Source organism: Clostridium sp. SM-530-WT-3G (assembly GCF_012843905.1).
In the GTDB taxonomy this organism is placed as follows: domain Bacteria; phylum Bacillota; class Clostridia; order Clostridiales; family Clostridiaceae; genus Clostridium.
Window position 1 is genome coordinate 116407 of the sequence record NZ_JABAGC010000002.1, and the last position, 22516, is coordinate 138922.

Consider the following 22516-nt stretch of genomic DNA (forward strand, 5'->3'; position numbering starts at 1 on the left):
CTTTGTTATATTATATTTGATGTATATGTCGAAAAAAATTTTTGTAATATCATAATAATGAATAAGAAATATAAAATGTGGATGCTGAACTTAGTTAAGGCAAATAAAATTATATTGTTTCTTCTTGATTTAGCTACTAAAAACGCAATAATGTGAAAAAGTCAAGAATATAAGTTATTAATAGAGTAAAATATTGATTTGTGTATTTTTACAAATAATATATATGATTTTTTGAATCAAATTTAGTTAATTAAGGAGTATTGGTGAAATGTTAGAAAAAATTAAGAAGATTTTTACGTCCTATGAACTTCTTCAAGGAAATTATGGAATAGAAAGAGAATCATTGAGAGTAGATAATGAGGGGAGAGTATCTAAGAAACCTCACCCTAGTATATTTGGTGATAAAATAAGTAATCAATACATTACTACTGATTTTTCTGAAAGCCAGGTAGAAATGATAACACCACCTCTTAAAAGTCCTCAAGAAGTGTATAGTTTCAGCAATGCATTATATGATATAACAGCAATGGAACTTGACAGAGATGAGTATTTATGGCCTCAATCAATGCCAAGTATAGTCCCATCTGATGATCAAATTATAATAGCACAGTATGATGATAGTGAAGCTGGAAAAAATGCAAGGAAATATAGAGAGAAACTTATTAAAAAGTATGGTGGAAAAAAGCAACTTATATGTGGAATACATTATAACTTTTCATTTGAAGATTCTTTCTTAAAGAAATTATATAAACATAGTGTACATGAAATTTCATTCAAAGAATTTAAAAATAATATTTACTTAAAAATAGCAAGAAATTATTTGCGTTATAGATGGCTTGAAATATATCTTTTGGGTGCTAGTGGAATTGTAGATGAAAGCTATAAATGTGGTGGATATGAAGCTTTAAGTGATGAAATTTCATCAAATAGTTTTACAAATGAAGGAGCAATCTCTTATAGGAATAGTGAATGTGGATATAAGAATAATATAGATTTATATCCTGATTATTCAAGTACTAATGCATATATTGAAAGCGTAAAAAAATTCATTGATGATGGTATTATTGACAGCCATAAGGAATTATACAGTTCAATAAGACTTAAGCCTAAAAATGTCAAAGATTTTATGAAATCTCTTGATGAAGATGGAATAATGTATTTAGAATATAGAAGTATTGATATTAATCCGTTTGAAAAAGGCGGAATAAGCTTAGAAGATTTAAAATTCCTTCAAATATTTAATTTGTACTTGCTTATTAAAGAAGAATATGATTATAGTAAATGGCAGGAAGAGGGCGTTATTAATCAAGATAAGATAGCTACATTTGGTCAAAAAAATGTAATGCTAAAAAAGAATGGAATGAATATATCAAGAGAAGAATGGTCATTAGAAATATTAAACGAAATTTTACATATTAATGATGAACTTGATTTGAAATTAAGTGATGTAATACTTAACATGATAGAAAAAGTTAAGGATTCAAAACTAACTTATGCATATAGATTAGAAAAGCTTGTTAAGGATAAGGGATATATAGAAGCTAATTTAGAACTTGGAAGAAAGTATAAGGAAGAAGCATATAAGAATAGATTTAAGCTTGAAGGATTTGAATATTTGGAACTTTCTACGCAGATACTTATGAAAGAAGCAATAAAAAGAGGAATAAAGGTAACTGTTCTAGATAAAAGTGAAAACTTTATAAGGCTTCAAAAAGGAGAGCATATTGAATATGTAAAACAGGCAACAAAGACATCTAAAGATAATTATGTAACTGTATTAATTATGGAAAATAAGAGTGTTACTAAACAGGTATTAAGAGAACATAATATAAGGGTTCCGGATGGAATAGAAGTATTTTCTATGGATGAAGCTTATGCAAGAGCTAAAGATTATGAATTTAAGCCTATAGTAATAAAACCAAAATCAACTAATTTTGGAACAGGAATAAGTATTTTTAGTGAAGGCACAAGTGTTGAAAATATAATAAAAGCATTTGAAATTGCATTTAAGCATGATAATACAGTACTTTTAGAAGAATTTATTAAAGGAAAAGAATATAGATTTTTAGTAATAGATAATAAAGTAGCTGGAATACTTCATAGAGTACCTGCCAATGTTAAAGGTGATGGTATTAAGACTATCAGAGAGCTTGTTGCCATAAAAAATGAAGATCCATTAAGAGGATATCATTATGTAACTCCTTTAGAAAAGATAAATTTAGATGAAAATGCAGCATTATTCTTAAAGAATCAAGGAAAAGATTTTGAATACATCCCACAAAAAGATGAAATTGTGTATTTGAGAGAAAATTCCAATATAAGTACAGGTGGCGATAGTATAGATTATACTGATGATATTCCACAAAAATTTAAAAATATTGCAGTAAATGCATCTAAAGCAGTTGGTGCCAGAATATGTGGTGTTGATATGATGCTTGAGGATTATAAAGATAAAAACAGTAAATATGGAATAATAGAACTTAACTTTAATCCAGCAATTCATATTCATTGTTATCCATATAAAGGAAAAGAAAGAAAAATAGGTGAAGAAGTATTAAAAGTTTTAGGATTTATTAAATAATAAATAAGATATAGAAAACAACTATAATTTTTGTTTTCTATATCTTATTTTTTAAACATATAAAAAGTATTAATTATTATTGTTATTTTTAACAGTAATTCTATTAGCAATTAATCCAGAATTTCTGTCATATCCTACAGTATAATAGAAATTCTCTTGTGAATCATTGGATTGTATAGCATTTGAGTTTTGTAATAATACATCTCCTTCAGGTTCAGGAATGAATACATATTGATTTTGAGCTAAAGTTAATTTTATAGATATAACCATAGAATTTTCATAGGCGCAATTTATCATTTTATATGAATCAGATTCTATATCTATTGAGTCTATTGAGAAGGATATTTTTGGGTAAGGCTTTTTGTAATAATTATTACTTGTATTAGTAGAATTTTTAGTTTCAGGAAGAATAGAAAAATTAATAGGAACTGTAGCTGTAAAAGGTATATTTGTATTTAGGTTGCAATTTGTCATATATTCAATTTCCTTTTCAACATATCCTTCTATAGATAAATTTGAATTATTGCTTAAGACTGGCTTTGAAAGAAATACTTTATTTGAAAGAGTACTAACATCATTACATGAATCAGAAATGTCTATGTTTGAAGAAATAGGTATAGATACTTTTACTATTGATAGAACAACGGGGGCTTGTATTACTAATGAGCCTACTCTTCCCATTGGAACATAAAACTCAGCTTGAGTATTATTACAATTATTTTTTTTTCTATTCATTGAGTACATCCTTTTTAGATTTTTAAATACAATATTATGATATTCATTGAAAGGCTTAATGGGAACATTGGAAAATATATTTTAATAATAAAGAAGCCCTTGTGAAAGGGCTCCTTATAATAAACTCTCTTTTAAAATTAGCAAAGATCTTCAACTGCAAGAGCTGTAAGAGTTGCATTAGTTATAGTTACACCAGCTGTAACTGCTATTAAGCTACTAGGATCTATTTCAACTGTATAAGTTACACAATCTTGGCATGTGTTACAGTCGCATTGTTGGAATGAGAATGATTCAGCTTCTAATACTGCTACTAAATCAGAGAATGTGAATGTTCCACCAATATATTGTGGGCATCCGCAATTAGTTGTTCTGCTAATCATAAAGTTTAAGTTTACACCTGCATCAGCTGGTAAGTTTATTTGACAAGTAAAGTGTAATAAAACTTTAGGGCATTCCATTGCACGAGTATCAATAGAAACACTAGCAACAGGAATAGGATTGCTTAGAGGTGTAGAGATTACTGGTAATGGTCCTACTCCACCAGATCCACATTTTAATATTGCTTTTCCAGGTTGTTGGCCACAGCATCTTTCATCTCTTCTACAGCTTCTTCTGTCTGATTCATATCTGCTATCTTCATTTACCATTTTCATAAGTTTACCTCCATATATCATAAGTTTATTAATTAAAGTTTTTCTTTTGGTTCTGCTTTATAGTATATATATATGAATTTGTTGAAAAATTGTGTCTTTAAAATATGAAAAGTATAATTGGAGGCTTTTAAAATATTATATGTATAAAATATAATGTATTGATTTATTAATGTGTAATAAATATATGGGAGACATAATATAATAAATTAATAATAATATTAATGGAGGATGTATGGTTATGAAAAAGAATGTTTTATTAGACATAATAGAGCTTATAAAAAATAAAATTATATATATATTTAGAAAATTAGGCTTAACGATAAACAGAATTTTTTGTATAATATATCCATATGTACTTAACATAATGAAAAAAATTGAGTTTGAATTGATAAGAAATGAAGGTATTTATGTCAAGATGACTGATGAGCAGAAAGAGATAATAAAGAAACTTGCTAGATGTCAGAAAAAGAGCTCTTCTGACTTTGTAAAGTGGGTTATTTTTTCAAAATATATAAATGATTTTATAAAATAGAAAAATAAAAAATATGATTTTTTTGTAGTCAAAAAGAATAATTTATGATATAAAGAGAACATACTGATTATTTTTGTATAGTAAATATTATTATAACATAAAATAATTAGTTAAATGGGTAATGAGAATTAAAAGGTGATGGGAGAAGGTTGATTTGACAGGAATAGTATTATCTTTAAATGAAAAGCGAGATTACTATCAAAATGCAGAAGCAGAGTTTGAATTTATGGATTTTAGTACTCTTAAAAAGTATGCAGAAAGAGGAAATGCAAAAGCACAGAATGTGCTAGGTGATAGATATTATAATGGCGAAAATGTAGAAATGAACTATGAAGAAGCTATAAGATGGTATAAGAAAGCAGCTAAATCTGGATATGATGTTGCACAATATAATTTAGCAGACATGTATTATTGTGGCTTGGGAACACCTAAGAATTATGAAAGTGCTATAAATTTATATGAAAAATCTGCTGTACAGGGAAATGTAAATGCAATGTGTAATTTAGGATGTATGTATGAAAATGGTGAAGGTACACCTGTAGATTATATCAGGGCGTTTAAGTGGTATAAAAAAGCAGCTGATATGGATGATTATTTTGCACAGTATAATTTAGGTAACATGTATATGTATGCAAAAGGTGTAGAAAGAGACTATACAAATGCGTTTAAATATCATATGAAAAGTGCAAAGATAGGATATATGAAAGCACAGAATACTATTGGGTATATGTATGAAGAAGGACTTGGGACTGAAAAAGATTATAAAGCTGCATTAAAATGGTATGAAGAAGCAGCTAAAATGGAATATGCTTATGCAGAATATAATTTGGGTTCTATGTATTACAATGGAAGAGGTACAGAAAAAGATTTGAGAATATCATATGAATGGTATAAAAGAGCTGCTCAGCATGGATTAGAAAAAGCAAGAAGTATAATAGAGCAAAAATTTGAAAATTAGATTTTAAGTTTCCTACTAAACTAAGTTTGGTAAGAAACTTTTTAATATATTAATTATTTTACTAAAATAATTAGATGTGCTATGATATTTCTGACAAAAAAACTATAAAATGTTGTTTTGGAGGTTGACAATTCTAAAATAAAATAGCACAATTAAACAAACAAATGAATTATACTATTATAAAGAAGAAACTTTTTATAATTTAATATTTGGGGTATTTGTTTACAGCATATCTATAGAATAGAATGCTTAAATTATAGACAAACATAATTGAATAAAGGTGGTTTTTGAAATGGAAAAAAAATTAAGAGTTGGTATTATAGGGGCAACTGGAATGGTTGGGCAAAGATTTTTATGCCTATTAGACAATCATCCATGGTTTGAGGTAACTGCACTTGCAGCTAGTAATAGATCAAGTGGAAAAACATACGAAGATGCAGTAGGCGATAGATGGAAAATGGCTGTACCAATGGCTGAAAAATATAAGAAAATGATAGTTATGGATGCTGACAATGTAGAAGAAGTCTGTAATAAAGTTGACTTTGTGTTCTGTGCAGTATCATTAAATAAAGAAGAAACTAAAAAGTTAGAAGAAAGATATGCTAAGTGTGAAACACCAGTTGTTTCAAATAACTCAGCAAATAGACATGTTGAAGATGTTCCAATGATTATACCAGAAATAAATGGTGACCATGTTAAAGTAATAGAAACTCAAAGGAAGAGACTTGGAACACAAAGAGGATTTATAGCAGTAAAACCTAACTGCTCAATTCAAAGTTATGTTCCACCATTAACAGCATTAAAAGAGTTTGGAATAGAAAGTGTTGCTGTATGTACTTATCAAGCAATTTCAGGAGCAGGAAAAACATTTAATGAAATGCCAGAAATTATTGATAATATAATTCCATATATAGGTGGAGAAGAACAAAAGAGTGAATTAGAACCACTAAAAATATGGGGGACAGTTGAAAATGGAGTTATAGTTGATGCTAAAGAACCAGTTATATCAGCACAATGTATAAGAGTGCCAGTTGCTGATGGTCATTTGGCTGCAACATATGTTAAGTTTAAAAATAAGCCTGCTAAAGAACAGATGATAGAAGCTTGGAATAATTATAAAGCTTCTGATATAGTATTAAATCTTCCAAGTGCACCAAAGCAGTTTATAAGATATATGGAAGAAGATAATAGACCACAAACAAAGCTTGATAGAGATTATGAAAATGGAATGGGAATTTCAGTAGGAAGACTTAGAGAAGATACAATTTTTGATTATAAATTTGTAGGTCTTTCACATAATACATTAAGAGGAGCAGCAGGTGGCGGAGTTTTATCAGCTGAATATTTAACTGCATGTGGATATATAACTGCAAAGTAGAGTAATATTTAATTAATACCTTAGGAAAGAGTAGAAACATTTTATTCCTAAGGTATTTTTTTATTTATTTTTAGACTTGATTTAATATAAACATAAGTAAGAAAACTAAAAATAAAGATTCAGATAAGATTATGTATACAGGTGATAACTATAAACAAAAATAACTTTATGTTATAATCATAAGAAACAAATGAAACTTAGGAAGGTGTTTTTATGGCAAAGGTTATAGTTGTCGGTGGAGGGCCAGCTGGAATAATGGCATCACTAATTAGTGCAAAAAATAATGATGTTATTTTAATAGAGAGAAATAATGAAATTGGCGCAAAACTTAAGCTTACTGGTGGGGGAAGATGTAATATCACAAATAATAGAGATATTGAAGAGTTTTTTGATAAAATAGTTAACAATAAGAAGTTTTTATATAGTGCATTATATACATTCTCAAATTATTCAATGCTTGAGTATTTAAATGAACATGGACTTGAATACAAAGAAGAACTTGATCAAAAAATTTATACAAAGAGTGATAAAGCTTATGAATTAATAGAAATGTTTAAAAATGATTTGAAAAACAGCAATGTTCAAATTAAGTATAATACTAAAGTAACTGATATTATAGTTGAAGATACTATTGTTAAGGGTGTAGTAACTGAAAGTGGAAATAAAATTTTTGGAGATAAGGTAATAGTGACTACGGGAGGAAAAAGCTTTCCTAACACTGGGTCAGATGGTTCTATGTATGAGGTATTAAAAAAATATGGACACACAATTACTCCTATCTATCCAGCATTAATACCATTGGTTATAAAAGAAGATTTTATAAAAGGTCTTCAAGGTATATCAATGAAAGATGTTGTTATATCTGCAAAAGTAAAAAAGAAGAAATATGAGAAAATAGGAGATATGATATTTACCCATTTTGGAATTTCAGGGCCAGCTGTATTAAAATTATCATCATATATAAATAAAGCATTGGTTGATGGTGAAGTAGAAGTGAATTTAGACTTTTTACAAGATAAGTCGAGAGAAGAATTATCAAATATCATAAGAAGTAATCCGACAAAAACTGTACTTAATAATTTAAAAGGAACTCTTCCACAGAATTTTTTAAAAGAAATCTTTAATCTTCTTGATTTAGCAGAAGTTAAGGCAAGTGATTTAAAGAAAGAAGATGAAAATAAGATTATAGATTATATAAAATCAATGAAACTTACAGCAAGGGAGACTTTATCTATTAAAGCAGCTCAGGTAACAAGTGGAGGCGTAAGTGTGAAAGAAATAAATTCTTCAAATATGGAATCAAAGATAATCAATAATTTATTCTTTGCGGGAGAAGTAATAGATATAGATGCTGAAACAGGGGGATATAATCTTCAAATGGCATTTTCTACTGGGTATTTAGCTGGTAGTGATTTTTAAGGGGGCTAAAATCTATAAATGATAGCTGAATGGTTAAACTAAATATAAAAAAATGTCTTTGTATAAATTTTCTAGATAAATTTATAGTTTAACTTTCAACTATCATTAATTTAATAGAGTAATTCATGTCTTAAAACATGAGATTTTAACTGAATTCCATTCTGTATATAACATACTTATGTCTATGATCTTTTTCATATAATATAGGCATAGGTATTTCTTTTCGAAGTTCAAAGCATGTGTAATTTTCTAAGTAATAGATATAGTCATCTTCAGAATAGTACAATATTAAATCTACTGTTCTAGGATTTTCATATACAGAATCAAGAATATTTTCTATAACACTTATGAAAATTTGTGAAGAAAATGGATTAAAGAAATAAAATTTATTATCTTTTTTGTCTACTTTATATTCTTGAGCAAGGCAGTTAACAAAATTAATATTTTTTGAAGATTTTTTAGTCTTTTTTAAGTAAGAGGTTTTGTTGTCATTACACAATTCAATAAAATAATTATTCATTTCAATTCCTGTCACAGCACAATCAAAAAAGTAATTAAGATAAAAGTTAAGCCTGCCTTTTCCACAACCAAAATCTACAACGGTATCCTTAGAGTTAAAATCATAGTTTTCGCATAATACATTAAGCCATTTATATGAAGTTGGCTCATATCTGTGATAATGAAGAGAGTCATAGAATACTTTTTGATCGCCCATAGTTTTTATATTAAGAAGTTTTTCATAATCTTGTTCAGTCATTATATATCCTTTCAATATATTAAAGTGTATTTGTATGAATTTAAATGTATTAAGTGAAGCATTATTAATATAAATAAATTCTACATTAACATATGTATTTATGCAAAGAAAAATAATATAATAGTATAGAAGTATACTTGTTAATTAACAGGAGAAACAAATGATTAAATATTTACAGTCAAAGAGTTTTAAAATGGCTTTATCTGCTACTATATCAGTATTTATCTGTAATTATCTTGGAATAAAGTTTGGAGTTACATCTGGTATAATTGCAATTTTGAGTATTCAAGACACTAAAAGGGAAGCTGTATTTATAAGCATAAAAAGAATAGCTGCAGCTATTATTGCAATATTATTATCTTATGTTTTATATATTGTCTTAGGAAACAATCCTGTAGTATTTGGTTTATTTCTTTTGATATTCATTCCACTTACAATTAAATTTAATATTGTAGAAGGAATGGTGCCTGCAACAGTGTTATCTACTCACTTATTAACCAGTAGTAATATTAATGCTTTGTGGATATTAAATGAAATATTACTTACAGTAGTTGGAGTTGGAGTTGCAATGTTATTCAATTTATATAGTGCATCACTAGATGAAGATTACGAGAATAATAGGATTAAAATTGAAGAACAATATAAATTAATATTGACAGATTTTTCACTAAGTTTGGTTACACAGGAATTACCGACAGAAGAAAAGGAAGTGTTTGAGAATACTGAAAAAATTCTTATAGAGACAAAAGAAATGGCTCAAAAAATTTCAATGAATTATTTGTTTAAAAGCCATAAGTTTTATTTGGATTATGTAGATATGAGAATTGCTCAATTTGATACATTAAAAAGGATGAAAAAGCATTTTTCAAGGTTTTACATGACGTATAATCAAACTAGAATGTTATCAGAATTTACTCATGGTGTAGCATTAAATATATATGCTGATAATGACTGTCGTGAGCTTATAGAAAAGATAAATTTGTTAAGAGAAGGATATAAAAAAATGGAGCTTCCTAGAGATAGGAGAGAATTTGAAAATAGAGCTTTATTATTTCAATTTTTAAATGACCTTGAAGATTTTCTAATAATAAAAAAGGAATTTAAAGATAAGTATTAGTAAATAATAGAAATGTGCTAACTATGAATTTGTATAAGATTTATGTGTTTTTAAGACATAGGAGAAAAAATAATTTGAATAAATTATACAAAAGAAGGGATTTTTATGTCTGGAAAACCTAGATACTTTATTATAGTATCACATTGTCTATTAAATCCATCAACAAGAGTACATTTACTAGGAAAAAGATTTAAGCTTATAAGAAAAGTTGTAGACTTTTTCCTAAGTAAAAATATTAGTATAATACAGCTTCCATGTCCAGAATTTACTGCTATGGGATATATGAGAAATCCTCAGGGGAGAATGCAGTATGATAATGTTTTTTTTAGAAAGCACTGTAGAAAAGAACTTGAAAATTATGTTGACATGATATGCGAACTTAGAAATAATAGAAATACTCCTTTATGTTACATTGGTGTTCAGGGAAGCCCTAATTGTAGTATTTATTGGGGAAAGCATAAGATGAATAAATATAAGACAGAATCAATGGAGCCAGATTTAAATGATAAAGGTACTGATACATTACCAGGAGTAATGACTCAAGTCTTAGATGAAATGCTAAAGGAAAATGGAATAGATATACCCTATTTAGAGGCTCCTGTAAAAGAAGATATAAAAAGTGATAGAAGTACTAAATTCTTTGATGATCTTTATAGTCTTCTAAATATACCACAAGAGTATAGGGATATTGAAGAATTTATAACAAATGATTAGATTTTAATTTGGATGGGGAGTTTTTTTGTGGAAGCTTTAAAGCAGCTTATTGCAGATAATAAAGAAATATTCTTAGTATTACTTGTAATATACGTTTTAGGAATAGTTTTTAAAATTATAAAATCAATAAAAAAAGAAATGAAAAACAAGTAAAATTATATGTATGTATAATTTTACTTGTTTTTATTTAGAAAATATAAAAATAAATAAAATCTATTTAAATATTTACTATTAATAAGTAATATTTACTCATGTAAATGAATATTATATGTTAAATAAATTCATTTTAATTTATATATTATAAAAAATGTTAATTGATAACATATAATATTTTTGATGAGAAAGGGGAGAATAAGTATGGAGAAGTATCAGGATAGGATAATGGGAGCATTAGATTATAGGAAAGCAGTTAAAAGAGGGGAACAAAGAAAAGCTATTCAAATTGTAAGGAATGCATTAAAGCTAGGAATTGATCCAAAACTTATAAGTGCATTTGCAGAAATGACAGAAGAAGAAGTCCAGATTATACAGATAGCATTTAATGATGATGGTGAACGAATTTGAATGAAAATGAGAATAACTGAAATTTCCTTTTGACAAAATACAATGTTTGGTGTATTATAGTTTCTACAGTGAATGAAAACAATCACAAATGAAAGTTTTTGATTGGAAATGAATATTCATTGATTGTTTAGCTAGAATTGAAGGGAAGAAAAAATGAACAAAGCGATAAATTTAGTAAAGAAGTTAGTTTTATTTTTTATTGGGATGACAATAATTCAGTTTGGAGTAGCACTTTTTTTAAAGACACAAATAGGGTCAGATCCTATGACTGTATTCACTCAAGGACTTGCAGATGCTTTAAATAAGACACCTATAAAGGATTTAGGATTTGTTAAGATGATTGCAGGAAGTAATACAGTAACTACTGGTGTTGCAAATATGATAATTTTAGTTATATTAACTGTAATTATTTTAATTGTTGATAGAAAACGTATTAATATAGGAACATTAATATGTATGGTTGGAGTAGGACCTATTATTGATTTAGGAGTAAAAGTTATTTCATATTTCCCAGTAGAGAATTATAATTTTTTTGTTAAAATGTTGTTGGTGCTTTTTGGATGTTTCATAATTGCACTTGGATTTTCAATATTATCAGCAAGTAATATAGGAGTAGCTCCAAATGATATAGTACCATTTGTTATTCAAGATTTAACAAAGGCACAATATAGAACAGTAAGAATAACAATGGATGCAGTATTATTAATAGGCGGATTTTTCTTAGGTGGAGTTGTTGGTGTAGGAACAGTAATAGCTATGGTTGCTATAGGAACATTTATTCAATTACTTTTACCATTTGGACAAAAATTAGCAGGTTTATTAATTAAAGAATAAAAAAATAATGAAGATAAAGGAGAAACTGTAACAGTTTAGTCTTCCCATAAATATAAAAAAATATACCTTTAGGTTTAAGTTAACCTAAAGGTATATTTTTTTATAAAAATTTAGTATGTACTTTAATTTAGAAATGAGGGTCTATTTCATTTCTTTGAATTCGCTTTAAGTCTTTTAATCTAAGATGTGTAGTTTCCATTATAGTTTCAAATGATTCACCCTCAATTAGCATTTTTTTAGCTAAATCATGTGATAATTTACTCTTTTGTTTATTCATAATATAACCTCCTTGTAGTAAAAAAATCTTCTCTTTTATTTTATGAAGATAATTAATTAATATACGCTATAAATAATTATACTCTATTACTTGCATAAACATGCTATTTAATTGTATAATTATACAAAGCAATTATGAATAATATTTTAAGGGGAATTGAAGATGGAAATAGTTAATGAATTGAAAAGTATAAATGAAATTATTATAAAGTGGAGAAGAGAGCTTCATATGATTCCTGAAATAGGATTAAACTTACCAAAGACAGCTCAATATATACAAGAAAAATTGCGTGCAATGAATATTGAGTTTAAGACATATGAAAAACATTCAGGAATAACTGCTGTACTAGGAAAAAAAGAAGGTAAAACAATAGCGTTAAGAGCAGATATGGATGGACTCCCAATAAAGGAAGAATGTAATATTAATTATAAATCCACTACGGAAAATATGCATGCATGTGGTCATGATGGTCATATGGCAATACTTCTTGCAGTTGCACAGATATTAAAAAAACATGAAGATAAGATAAATGGGAAAATCAAATTGATATTTCAGCCCTGTGAAGAGTGTGCACCAGGTGGAGCTGAGATTATGATTGATGATGGAGTATTAGAAGATCCAAATGTTGATTCAATATTAGCTCTTCATGTTGATAATAAGAATAGAGATTACAATAATGGGGATTTTATAGTGAGTTATAAGAGTATGTTTGCTTCTGATGATCCTATTAATATAAAAATAAAGGGGAAAGGAGGGCATGCATCTACACCTAATGAATGTATAGATCCTGTTGCAATAGGTAATTTGGTTATGAATAATATACAATATATTTTAAGCAGAGAGATAAAGCCAACCATTCCTTCACTTATTAGTTTTTGTGGAATTAACACAAGTATAGCATCTAATAATATAATACCTGATTCAGTTGAAATTAAAGGGACAGCAAGAAATTTAGATAATGATATAAGAAAATATGTATTACAAAGAATTGAAGAATTAGCTATTGGAATGAGTAGTCTTATGAAAGCTAAATGTACAGTTGATTTTAAAGGTGGATGTCCAGCTGTTATTAATGATTATAATATGGTAGAACAGTTTTTAAAATCTTCAAAATCTATATTTAATGAAGATGAAATCCATGTGGTTAGTGACTATAGTATGGAAGCAGAAGATGCAGGATTTTATTTTGAAAAAATTCCTGGATGTTATTTTCGTTTATATAATCCTAAACCATATGAAGATGGAATAATATATCCAGCTCATAATTCAAAGTATATGATGGATGATTCTGTTTTATATAGAGGAGCAGCGGCATTTATTAAAACAGCTATGGATTATTTGGAAGCTTAATAATTATAAATTTAAAAATAATAGTTGACTCTTACCTAAGGTTAGACATTAATATATACGTGTAAAAAGTATATTCAGTTTTAGCAAAGTAGAAAAATAATTACAAATAGGAAAAGATATATATTAATGAAAGAAGTTGATTACTATGAAGAAAATACCATTTTCGCCACCAGATATAAGTGAAGAAGAAGTTCAAGCAGTATGCGAAGTATTAAGAAGCGGATGGGTTACATCTGGTCCTCAACTTACTAAGTTTGAAGACGGAATAAGAAAATACTGTAAAGTAAATGAAGCATTAGCATTAAATAGTGCAACAGCAGCTATGGAATTAGTACTTAAAGTATTTGATTTTAAGGAAGGCGATGAAATAATATCTACTCCTTATACTTATACTGCAACATCAAGTGTAGCTGTTCATAGAGGAATTAAACCTATTTATGTCGATGTTAAAAAAGATACTTTTGAAATGGATATAGATAAGGTTACTGAAAAAATAACTCCAAAAACAAGAGCAATAATGCCTGTAGATATAGCAGGGGTGCCTTTTGATTATGATGCATTAAAGAAGTTATTAAAAGATTTAGGAAGAGAAGATATTATAATTCTTTGTGACTCTGCTCACTCATTTGGTGCAAAATACAAAGGTCAACCAGTTGGATCACAATGTGATTTTCACTCGTTCTCATTCCATGCAGTTAAGAATTTAACTACAGGAGAAGGTGGAGCACTTACATTTAATGATAATCATTTTGGGGGATATGAAAATCTTCTTCAATATATGAGATTTACAGCAATGCACGGTCAGTCTAAGGATGCATTAAGCAAAATGAAGGCTGGAGCATGGGAATATGATATTATCAATGATGGATTAAAATGTAACCTTACAGATATAGGTGCTGCAATAGGTAATGTACAGCTTACTAGATATGAAAAAATGCTTGAAAGAAGAAGAGAAATATTCAAAGTTTATAATGATGTTTTAAGTAAAGAAGATTTCTCTATAATACCATTTACTAAAGATAATAATGGTACAGAAACTTCATATCATTTATACTTATATAGAGTTAAGGGATTTGATGAAGCTAAGAGAAATAAAGCAATTCAAATGTTAGCTGAAAGAGGAATAGCTACAAATGTTCACTATAAACCACTTCCAATGCTTACACTATATAAGAACTTAGGATATGATATTAAGGATTATCCAAATGCATATGCACAATATGAAAATGAAATAACACTTCCAGTATACAGCACACTTGCGTTAGAAGATGCTAAGTATGTAGCAGAAGAAGTTGTTAAAGTTATAAAAGAAATGTTATAAAAAGGGCTTAGGCCCTTTTTATTTATTTTAATATATATGAAAATAAAAAATATAAATTATTTACATTAGAATTAGTGTATAGATATTAAATTTATAATATCTATACAAGGAAGTGACATTCATGATGAACAAGAAAATTTAATTTTATTATATAAATATATAAATTTAAATGTAAAAACTTGATTTTATTCTACAAGAAAATGAAGAAAAACAAAAACTCAGCATCACTATGTGCTGAGTTTTTATTTTAATGCTTGTTTAAGAAAGGGAATAAACAAGCATATAGTGGGGGTTATAAAATCTATGGTGCAAGTTACACCATAAGATGTATGGGCTTACAATACTTATACATATATTATACAATAAATACACAAAAAACAATAATTATTTTATAATACGACAATTGAAAATGGAAAAAAGTGTTTTGTGTTAGATAATTGAATTAATATGTCTTATTTAAACTGATAAATATAATTAAGTCTGATATAATAATAGTGTTAAAAGTATAAATATTGTTTAAATTATGATTAACGGAGGATTAAATTTTTATGATTAAAATAAAAGAATTAACTGATAATCTTCTTAAAGAAAGTGTGGATTACGAAGACTATTCAGAAAATATATGTACACTTACTATAGAAGAAATGAGAGCAGAAGGTCTTCTTAAATGTGGAGGATGTTGCAGTAAGGGGGGAGGAAGTAAATGTAATTCATGTGGCTCTAGGGGTAAATGTGAAGGATGTAAAAGTAAAAAATAAGTAAAATTTCAATCAATAATTACTCAATAGATTGGCAATAATAAAAAATATGTTATAATGTTATGGATTTACGAACAATAATAATATATAATAAATGTGTTTGAATGAAAAACGCAAGATTTGGAGGGGTAGTCCTTGAGTAAGCCAAGTATTTTTAGTAGAGAATACGAAAGAAAGATGAAAAGGCGAAAAAGAAATACTATAGCTATTCTAGTTTTGGTAATTGTAGTAATATCTGCAGTTGCTCTTAAATTTACTTATGCACCTATAGATTTCAGTAAAATAAGACAAAATATTCAAGCGTGGATAGATAGTGATACTTCAACTATTCCACAAGAAACTGCTGAAAATACAGAACAAACTTCAGCTGAAGAAGTAGATAGTGAACCAGAAGTAGTAGAAGAAGTAAAACAACCAGAAGAACAGTACATGGATATTAGTCTAGTAAGTGGAAATAGTGCAAAAGCAGTTTATATAGAAGAAAATGGTCAGAAAGTATTCAAAGAGCTTCAAGGAGCTGATGCTGGAGTGACTTATGATATAAGTCCTGCAAAAAATCAGATGCTTGTTTGTGATACAAATGCACAAATTACTTTATATAATGTTGATGGAAGTAGTAAAATAATATCAAAGGATAAATATGTTTCAAAAAGTGGAGGTGTATTCACTAAAGAAGCAACACTTGCATCTCAGCCTAATTATTTGTGGAATAAAAATCCTAAATTTTTAAGTGAAGACAGTATTATTTTTGTTACAAACAGACCTTACTTTGGAACTGCTGCTGTAAAACAATATGTTTGGATTTCTAATTATAATAATGGAACTGACACTATATTATGGCAGATTCAAGGGAAGCAAGCCGATATAGGCAATATAAGTGAAAAAGGTGTAGAAGTTACGGTAGATGGAACTAATTACTACATCGGTCCAGATGGGGTAATAACTCAATAGAGATTATTATAAATATTTTATTTGATAACATTTAACTATTTATGGTATAATAACTTGGTTAAATTAGAAGCAGACTATTTTAGGAGGAAAGAATAAAATGAAAGCTAAAGTGGAAAAAATAGAAAATAATGTTGTGAAATTAGAAATAAGAGTTGATGCTGAAAAATTCAATGAAGCTCTTGTTAAAGCATATAACAAGAATAAAGGTAGATATAACATACCAGGATTCAGAAAAGGTAAAGTTCCAATGAACATGGTTAAGAAGTTCTATGGAGTAGAAGTATTCTATGATGATGCTATAAACTTTGCTATAGATGCATCTTATGGTGAAGCATTAGCTGCTGAAAACATCAGACCAGTTGATTTTCCAAAGGTTGATGTAACTGAACTTGGAGAAGGAAAAGATTTTGTTTATACTGCTACAGTAACAACTTATCCAGAAGTTGAATTAGGTGAATATAAAGGATTAGACGTAAAGAAACCTGTATATGAAGTTGAAGATGCTGAAGTAGAAAAGCAAATCAAGGATATGCAAGAAAAGAACGCTAGAATGGAAGTTAAAGAAGACGGAAAAGTTGAAAAAGGTGATATAGCTGTTATCGACTTTAAAGGATACATAGATGGAACTGCATTCGAAGGTGGAGAAGGTCATGACTATCCATTAGAAATCGGATCAGGTTCATTCATAGATAACTTCGAAGATCAATTAATAGGATTAGCAGTTGGAGATAAGAAGGAAGTTAATGTTACTTTCCCAGAAAACTATGGTAAAGATGAATTAAACGGAAAACCTGCAATGTTTGAAGTTGAAGTTAAATCAATTAAAGTTAAAGAATTACCAGAATTAGATGATGAATTCGCTAAAGAAGTTGCTGCTGTTGAATCATTAGCTGAATTAAAAGAAAACTTAAAGAAAACTTTAGAAAAGAATAATGCTGATAAAGCTGAAAGAGAATTCGAAGAAGCTGTAATAACTGCTGTAATTGAAAATGCTAAAATGGACGTTCCAGGAGTTATGATAGAAAAAGAAATCGATGCTATGATGAAGGATCTTGAAGGAAGATTACAATATCAAGGTTTAAACTTAGATCAATATATGGAATTCACAGGAAATACTGTTGAAAAAATGAGAGAATTCATGAAAGAAAATGCTGAAAGAAAAGTTAAAGCTGACTTAGTTCTTGAAGCAGTTGCTAAAGCAGAAAATATTGAAGCTACAGATGAAGAAGTAAGTGCTAGAGCTTTAGAACTTGCAAAAATGTATACACCAAAAGATCCAGAAAAGATGGCTGAAATATTAGCTAAATCTCAAAGAGCAATGATTGCTAACGATATAGTTATTGAAAAAACTCTTAAATTTATTAAAGAAAATTGCAAATAATTTTATTTGATATATAATTAAATTACAGTCTAAAATAAATTGCCAGAAAAAAAATTTTTTCTGGCATTTGTTTCAAACTACTAATTAACAAATATAATAAATAATTATATAATGATAAGTAGCATTAAAAATTTCATCAAAGAGAGAGGGAGGATTTAAATGAGTTTAGTGCCAATGGTAGTAGAACAAACTAGCAGAGGAGAACGTTCTTACGATATATTTTCAAGATTATTAAAAGAAAGAATAATAATGCTAAGTGGAGAAATAACAGATGAAACTGCTCAATTAGTAGTTGCACAGTTATTGTTCTTAGATAGTGAAGACCCAGATAAGGATATTTCAATATATATAAACAGTCCAGGTGGATCTGTAACAGCAGGTATGGCTATATATGATACAATGGAACTTATAAATGCTGATGTATCAACTATATGTGTAGGTATGGCTGCATCAATGGGAGCATTCTTACTTTCTTGTGGAGCAAAGGGTAAGAGATATGCACTTCCTCATTCAGAAGTAATGATACATCAACCACTAGGTGGTTATAAAGGTCAGGCAACAGATATTGAAATTCATGCAAACTGGATGTTAAAAATCAAAAAAATGCTTAATGAAACATTAAGTAAAAACACTGGTAAACCATATGAAACAATCTGTGCAGATACAGAAAGAGATAATTTTATGAGTGCAGAAGAAGCAAAAGAATATGGATTAGTAGATGCTGTACTTACTAAGAAATCTGAAAAAAAAGAAAATTAATCAGTGATTTATCGTAGACTTTTTAAGCGAGGTGAATTTATGGCTAAATATGATGATAAAAAACAATTAAAATGTTCTTTTTGCGGTAAGACTCAAGAACAAGTGAAAAGATTAATTGCAGGCCCAGGAGTATATATATGCGATGAATGTATAGATTTATGTTCTGAAATTATTGCAGATGAATTCCAAGAAACAGTGGATTTTGATCCAAAGAGTATTCCAAAGCCATCAGAAATTAAAGAATATCTTGATTCTTATGTAATCGGTCAAGATAGAGCTAAAAAATCATTAGCAGTTGCAGTTTATAATCATTATAAGAGAATAAATAGCAATAAGAGCGAAATGGATGTTGAACTTTCAAAGAGTAATATTTTGTTACTTGGACCTACTGGGTCAGGTAAAACATTATTAGCTCAAACTTTAGCTAAGTTTTTAAATGTACCATTTGCTATAGCTGATGCTACAACATTAACTGAAGCTGGATATGTTGGTGAAGATGTTGAAAATATACTTCTTAAATTAATACAAAATGCTGACTATGATGTAGAAAAGGCTGAAAGAGGAATTATATACATCGACGAAATTGATAAGATTGCAAGAAAATCTGAAAATCCTTCAATAACAAGAGATGTATCAGGTGAAGGTGTACAACAGGCATTACTTAAAATTTTAGAAGGAACTGTTGCTTCAGTTCCACCTCAAGGTGGAAGAAAACATCCACATCAAGAGTTTATTCAAATAAATACATCAAATATATTATTTATTTGTGGTGGTGCCTTTGATGGTGTTGATAAGATAATCGAAAATAGAACTAGAAAGAGTTCTATGGGATTCGGTGCAGACATACAATCTAAGCATGAAAAAGATGTAGGAAGCTTACTAAAAGAAATAATGCCAGCTGACTTATTAAAGTTTGGTTTAATTCCTGAATTTATCGGAAGACTTCCAATTCTAGTAACATTAGAATCATTAGATAAGAAAGCATTAGTTGAAATTTTAACTAAACCAAAGAATGCTCTTGTAAAACAATATAAGAAGTTATTTGAATTAGATGATGTTAAGCTTGAATTTGATGAAAAAGCTCTAGAAGCAATTGCAAATGAGGCTATTGAAAGAGAAACTGGTGCAAGAGGTCTTAGAGCAATCATTGAAGATATAATGAATGAAATAATGTATGAAATTCCTTCAGATGATAGAATAACTAAGGTTATAATAACTGAGGAGACTATTAAAGATAAGAAGGAACCAAAAATCGAAAGATTAGAAGAAGGAAAAGTAAGACCTACTTTAGTAAAAACTAGAACTAAGAAAGATATAGAAACTGCTTAACATAAAAACTCTGTTTTGATAAAATTATCAAAACAGAGTTTTTTTATATATTACGTATAAATTTTTATGATTTATTAATTATACAAGCCAAATAGATCTGAAATATAATTTTGCGTATATTTTGTAATAATAAGTAAATACTAGTAATAATAAAAATTATTTCTGAAAGGAGGAAAAATATAATTAATTGCTATTAGTATATACAGCAATTGATATATTAAGAAATTATGACTAGTATACTTATGGTTTTGCAGATAATACTACTAATTTTAATGGTTTATATTATGAGTAATACAGTGGCAAGGACACAAAAAAGTAAAACGGTAGTTATAGATAGGGAAAGTACAAAAGAAATGAATAATTTAAATAAATTAAGGCAGATATCACTTACAGTACCACTAACAGAAAAAAGTAGACCTGAAAGTTTCGATGAGGTAATAGGACAAGAAAAAGGGATAAAGGCATTGAAAGCAGCATTATGTGGTCCAAATCCACAGCATGTTATTATATATGGACCTCCAGGAGTAGGAAAAACTGCAGCAGCAAGGCTTGTGTTAGAGGAAGCCAAGAAATCACCTGTATCACCTTTTAATAAGAATGCTAAGTTTGTTGAACTTGATGCTACAACACTCCGTTTTGATGAAAGAGGTATAGCTGATCCTCTTATAGGTTCTGTACATGATCCTATTTATCAAGGAGCAGGATCTTTTGGAATTGCAGGTATACCACAGCCTAAAGCAGGAGCAGTAACAAAAGCTCATGGTGGAATATTATTTTTAGATGAAATAGGTGAACTTCATCCTATAGAGTTAAATAAATTATTAAAAGTTCTTGAAGATAGAAAAGTGTTTTTTGATAGCTCATATTATAGTTCAGAAGATCCTAATATGCCTGTATATATAAAAGAAGTATTCGAAAAAGGATTGCCAGCAGATTTTAGGCTTATAGGTGCGACTACGCGGTCTCCGCAGGAGATTATACCTGCAATAAGATCAAGATGTGTAGAGATATTTTTTAGAGCACTTTTACCAGAAGAAATAAAGAAAATAGCTGTAAATTCAGTAAAAAAAGTAGGACTTAAGATAACTGATGATGGTGTTGATGAAGTAAGCAGATATTGTACTAATGGAAGAGAGGTAATTAATCTTATTCAGCTTGCATCTGGAATAGCAGTAAATGAAAAAAGAATGGAAATAACATTAGAAGATATAAAATGGGTTCTTGAAAATGGTCAGTATACAAAAGTAGTAACAAATAAAATACCTAGAGTATCAAAAGTAGGGCTTGCTAATGGTCTTGCAGTATATGGAGCTAATATAGGGATGCTTATGCCTCTTGAGGTAAGCTGCAAGAAAGTTAATCATAGAAGAGGAGATATAAAGGTTACTGGTATAGTTGAAGAAGAAGAAATAACAAATAATAATAAGAAGATAAAAATGAAGAGTACAGCATATTCATCAGTGCAGAATGTACTTACAGTATTAGATAATTTATTTTCTTTAAATACAGATAAGTATGATATACATGTAAATATACCAGGGGGGATGCCTGTAGATGGACCTTCGGCGGGTATTACGATAGCTGCTGCTATATATAGTGCCATAACGAATCAAAAGCTAGATAGATTTGTTGCTATGACAGGAGAAATAAGTATACTTGGTTCAGTAAAGCCTATTGGAGGAGTAAAGGCTAAAATATCTGCTGCAATTAAGGCTGGAGCAAGGAAGGTTATAATTCCTAAAGATAATTATGAAGAAGAGTTAAGTGGGATAGGAAATATAGATATAATTCCTGTATCAAATTTTACAGAAGTAATTAAAGAATCTTTAGAAGTATTTAGTGATAGAGAAAATACTGGCGACACAGAAATACTATCTGCAAAAAGAAACCAATATACTAATTAATTAAATAAAATTTAAAATTTAGTTTGTAAAAATACAATATTTAGTTTAATATAATATAAAGGGTGTGGAATAAGATAAACTCTTACATTTCGCACCTTTTCTATTTAATGCTTATGTATTGCATTATTGTAATTATAGTAAATTAAAAATTTACAATATATGTATTGATGGAAGAATTGAAAAAATAGCTTAATATGTGTATACTAATTAAGTTAAAATAATTATTTTATTGTATTATGGGGGG

Annotated in this window: 22 protein-coding genes; 18 read left to right on the plus strand and 4 right to left on the minus strand. The window is 28.4% G+C overall.

The features are described from left to right. Positions 1–268 precede the first annotated feature (268 nt). The gene (gshAB, locus tag HF850_RS01520) at positions 269–2581 is read left to right on the plus strand and encodes a bifunctional glutamate--cysteine ligase GshA/glutathione synthetase GshB (RefSeq protein ID WP_169103721.1); all 2313 of its coding nucleotides are present in this window, start codon (positions 269–271) and stop codon (positions 2579–2581) included. A gap of 69 nt (positions 2582–2650) precedes the next feature. Here the strand turns inward: gshAB and HF850_RS01525 are convergent, their stop codons facing one another. Both HF850_RS01525 and HF850_RS01530 read right to left on the minus strand, forming a co-directional pair. Further along, complete coding sequence (locus tag HF850_RS01525) at positions 2651–3316, minus strand: hypothetical protein (RefSeq protein ID WP_169103722.1); 666 nt, start codon at positions 3314–3316, stop codon at positions 2651–2653. Between the two features lie 137 nt (positions 3317–3453). Next, the gene (locus HF850_RS01530; protein WP_169103723.1) at positions 3454–3969 is read right to left on the minus strand and encodes a DUF4489 domain-containing protein; all 516 of its coding nucleotides are present in this window, start codon (positions 3967–3969) and stop codon (positions 3454–3456) included. Positions 3970–4207: 238 nt separating this feature from the next. On the opposite strand from HF850_RS01530, the gene HF850_RS01535 reads away from it, so the two are divergent. The 4 genes from HF850_RS01535 (at position 4208) to HF850_RS01550 (ending at position 8256) form a co-directional block, all read left to right on the plus strand. Next, on the plus strand, positions 4208–4501 hold the full coding sequence (locus HF850_RS01535; protein WP_169103724.1) for a hypothetical protein: 294 nt from the start codon (positions 4208–4210) through the stop codon (positions 4499–4501). A gap of 154 nt (positions 4502–4655) precedes the next feature. Beyond that, positions 4656–5459, plus strand: a complete 804-nt coding sequence (locus HF850_RS01540) for a tetratricopeptide repeat protein (protein WP_169103725.1) — start codon at positions 4656–4658, stop codon at positions 5457–5459. Between the two features lie 292 nt (positions 5460–5751). Beyond that, entirely contained in the window at positions 5752–6837 is a 1086-nt protein-coding gene (asd, locus tag HF850_RS01545) for an aspartate-semialdehyde dehydrogenase (RefSeq protein ID WP_169103726.1), read from the plus strand. Between the two features lie 213 nt (positions 6838–7050). Next, positions 7051–8256 carry an NAD(P)/FAD-dependent oxidoreductase gene (locus HF850_RS01550; RefSeq protein WP_169103727.1) on the plus strand — a complete coding sequence of 402 codons (1206 nt, stop codon included), beginning with the start codon at positions 7051–7053 and terminating at the stop codon, positions 8254–8256. Between the two features lie 145 nt (positions 8257–8401). On the opposite strand, the gene HF850_RS01555 is transcribed toward HF850_RS01550, so the two are convergent. Next, a complete protein-coding gene (locus tag HF850_RS01555; protein WP_169103728.1) occupies positions 8402–9013 on the minus strand; it encodes a methyltransferase in 612 nt (203 codons plus the stop codon). A gap of 160 nt (positions 9014–9173) precedes the next feature. Between HF850_RS01555 and HF850_RS01560 the strand changes: the two genes are divergently transcribed. From HF850_RS01560 to HF850_RS01575, 5 genes are all read left to right on the plus strand, one after another. After that, on the plus strand, positions 9174–10130 hold the full coding sequence (locus HF850_RS01560) for an aromatic acid exporter family protein (RefSeq protein WP_169103729.1): 957 nt from the start codon (positions 9174–9176) through the stop codon (positions 10128–10130). 105 nt (positions 10131–10235) lie between these two features. Further along, positions 10236–10844, plus strand: a complete 609-nt coding sequence (locus HF850_RS01565) for a hypothetical protein (protein WP_169103730.1) — start codon at positions 10236–10238, stop codon at positions 10842–10844. 27 nt (positions 10845–10871) lie between these two features. Further along, entirely contained in the window at positions 10872–10997 is a 126-nt protein-coding gene (locus HF850_RS15950; protein WP_279285820.1) for a hypothetical protein, read from the plus strand. A gap of 204 nt (positions 10998–11201) precedes the next feature. Beyond that, entirely contained in the window at positions 11202–11408 is a 207-nt protein-coding gene (locus tag HF850_RS01570; RefSeq protein WP_169103731.1) for a hypothetical protein, read from the plus strand. Positions 11409–11561: 153 nt separating this feature from the next. Next, the gene (locus HF850_RS01575) at positions 11562–12242 is read left to right on the plus strand and encodes a hypothetical protein (protein ID WP_169103732.1); all 681 of its coding nucleotides are present in this window, start codon (positions 11562–11564) and stop codon (positions 12240–12242) included. A 127-nt stretch (positions 12243–12369) separates the two neighbouring features. Here the strand turns inward: HF850_RS01575 and HF850_RS01580 are convergent, their stop codons facing one another. After that, entirely contained in the window at positions 12370–12519 is a 150-nt protein-coding gene (locus tag HF850_RS01580; protein ID WP_169103733.1) for a hypothetical protein, read from the minus strand. A gap of 162 nt (positions 12520–12681) precedes the next feature. Between HF850_RS01580 and HF850_RS01585 the strand changes: the two genes are divergently transcribed. The 8 genes from HF850_RS01585 to lonB all read left to right on the plus strand — a co-directional run bounded on the left by HF850_RS01585 (position 12682) and on the right by lonB (position 22272). Continuing rightward, positions 12682–13869, plus strand: a complete 1188-nt coding sequence (locus HF850_RS01585) for a M20 family metallopeptidase (protein WP_169103734.1) — start codon at positions 12682–12684, stop codon at positions 13867–13869. A 145-nt stretch (positions 13870–14014) separates the two neighbouring features. After that, positions 14015–15190 (plus strand): DegT/DnrJ/EryC1/StrS aminotransferase family protein, encoded by a 1176-nt coding sequence (locus tag HF850_RS01590; RefSeq protein WP_169103735.1) that lies wholly within the window; start codon positions 14015–14017, stop codon positions 15188–15190. A gap of 548 nt (positions 15191–15738) precedes the next feature. Then, on the plus strand, positions 15739–15948 hold the full coding sequence (locus HF850_RS01595) for a hypothetical protein (protein WP_169103736.1): 210 nt from the start codon (positions 15739–15741) through the stop codon (positions 15946–15948). Positions 15949–16083: 135 nt separating this feature from the next. Then, complete coding sequence (locus HF850_RS01600; protein WP_169103737.1) at positions 16084–16899, plus strand: hypothetical protein; 816 nt, start codon at positions 16084–16086, stop codon at positions 16897–16899. A gap of 97 nt (positions 16900–16996) precedes the next feature. Further along, on the plus strand, positions 16997–18280 hold the full coding sequence (gene tig / locus HF850_RS01605) for a trigger factor (RefSeq protein WP_169103738.1): 1284 nt from the start codon (positions 16997–16999) through the stop codon (positions 18278–18280). 159 nt (positions 18281–18439) lie between these two features. Further along, on the plus strand, positions 18440–19039 hold the full coding sequence (gene clpP, locus HF850_RS01610; protein WP_169103739.1) for an ATP-dependent Clp endopeptidase proteolytic subunit ClpP: 600 nt from the start codon (positions 18440–18442) through the stop codon (positions 19037–19039). 39 nt (positions 19040–19078) lie between these two features. Next, positions 19079–20368: an ATP-dependent Clp protease ATP-binding subunit ClpX gene (gene clpX, locus HF850_RS01615; RefSeq protein WP_169103740.1), complete on the plus strand. Its 1290-nt coding sequence runs from the start codon at positions 19079–19081 to the stop codon at positions 20366–20368. Positions 20369–20595: 227 nt separating this feature from the next. Beyond that, positions 20596–22272, plus strand: coding sequence for an ATP-dependent protease LonB (gene lonB / locus HF850_RS01620; RefSeq protein ID WP_169103741.1), 1677 nt, complete (start codon positions 20596–20598; stop codon positions 22270–22272). The last annotated feature ends 244 nt before the right edge of the window (positions 22273–22516 follow it).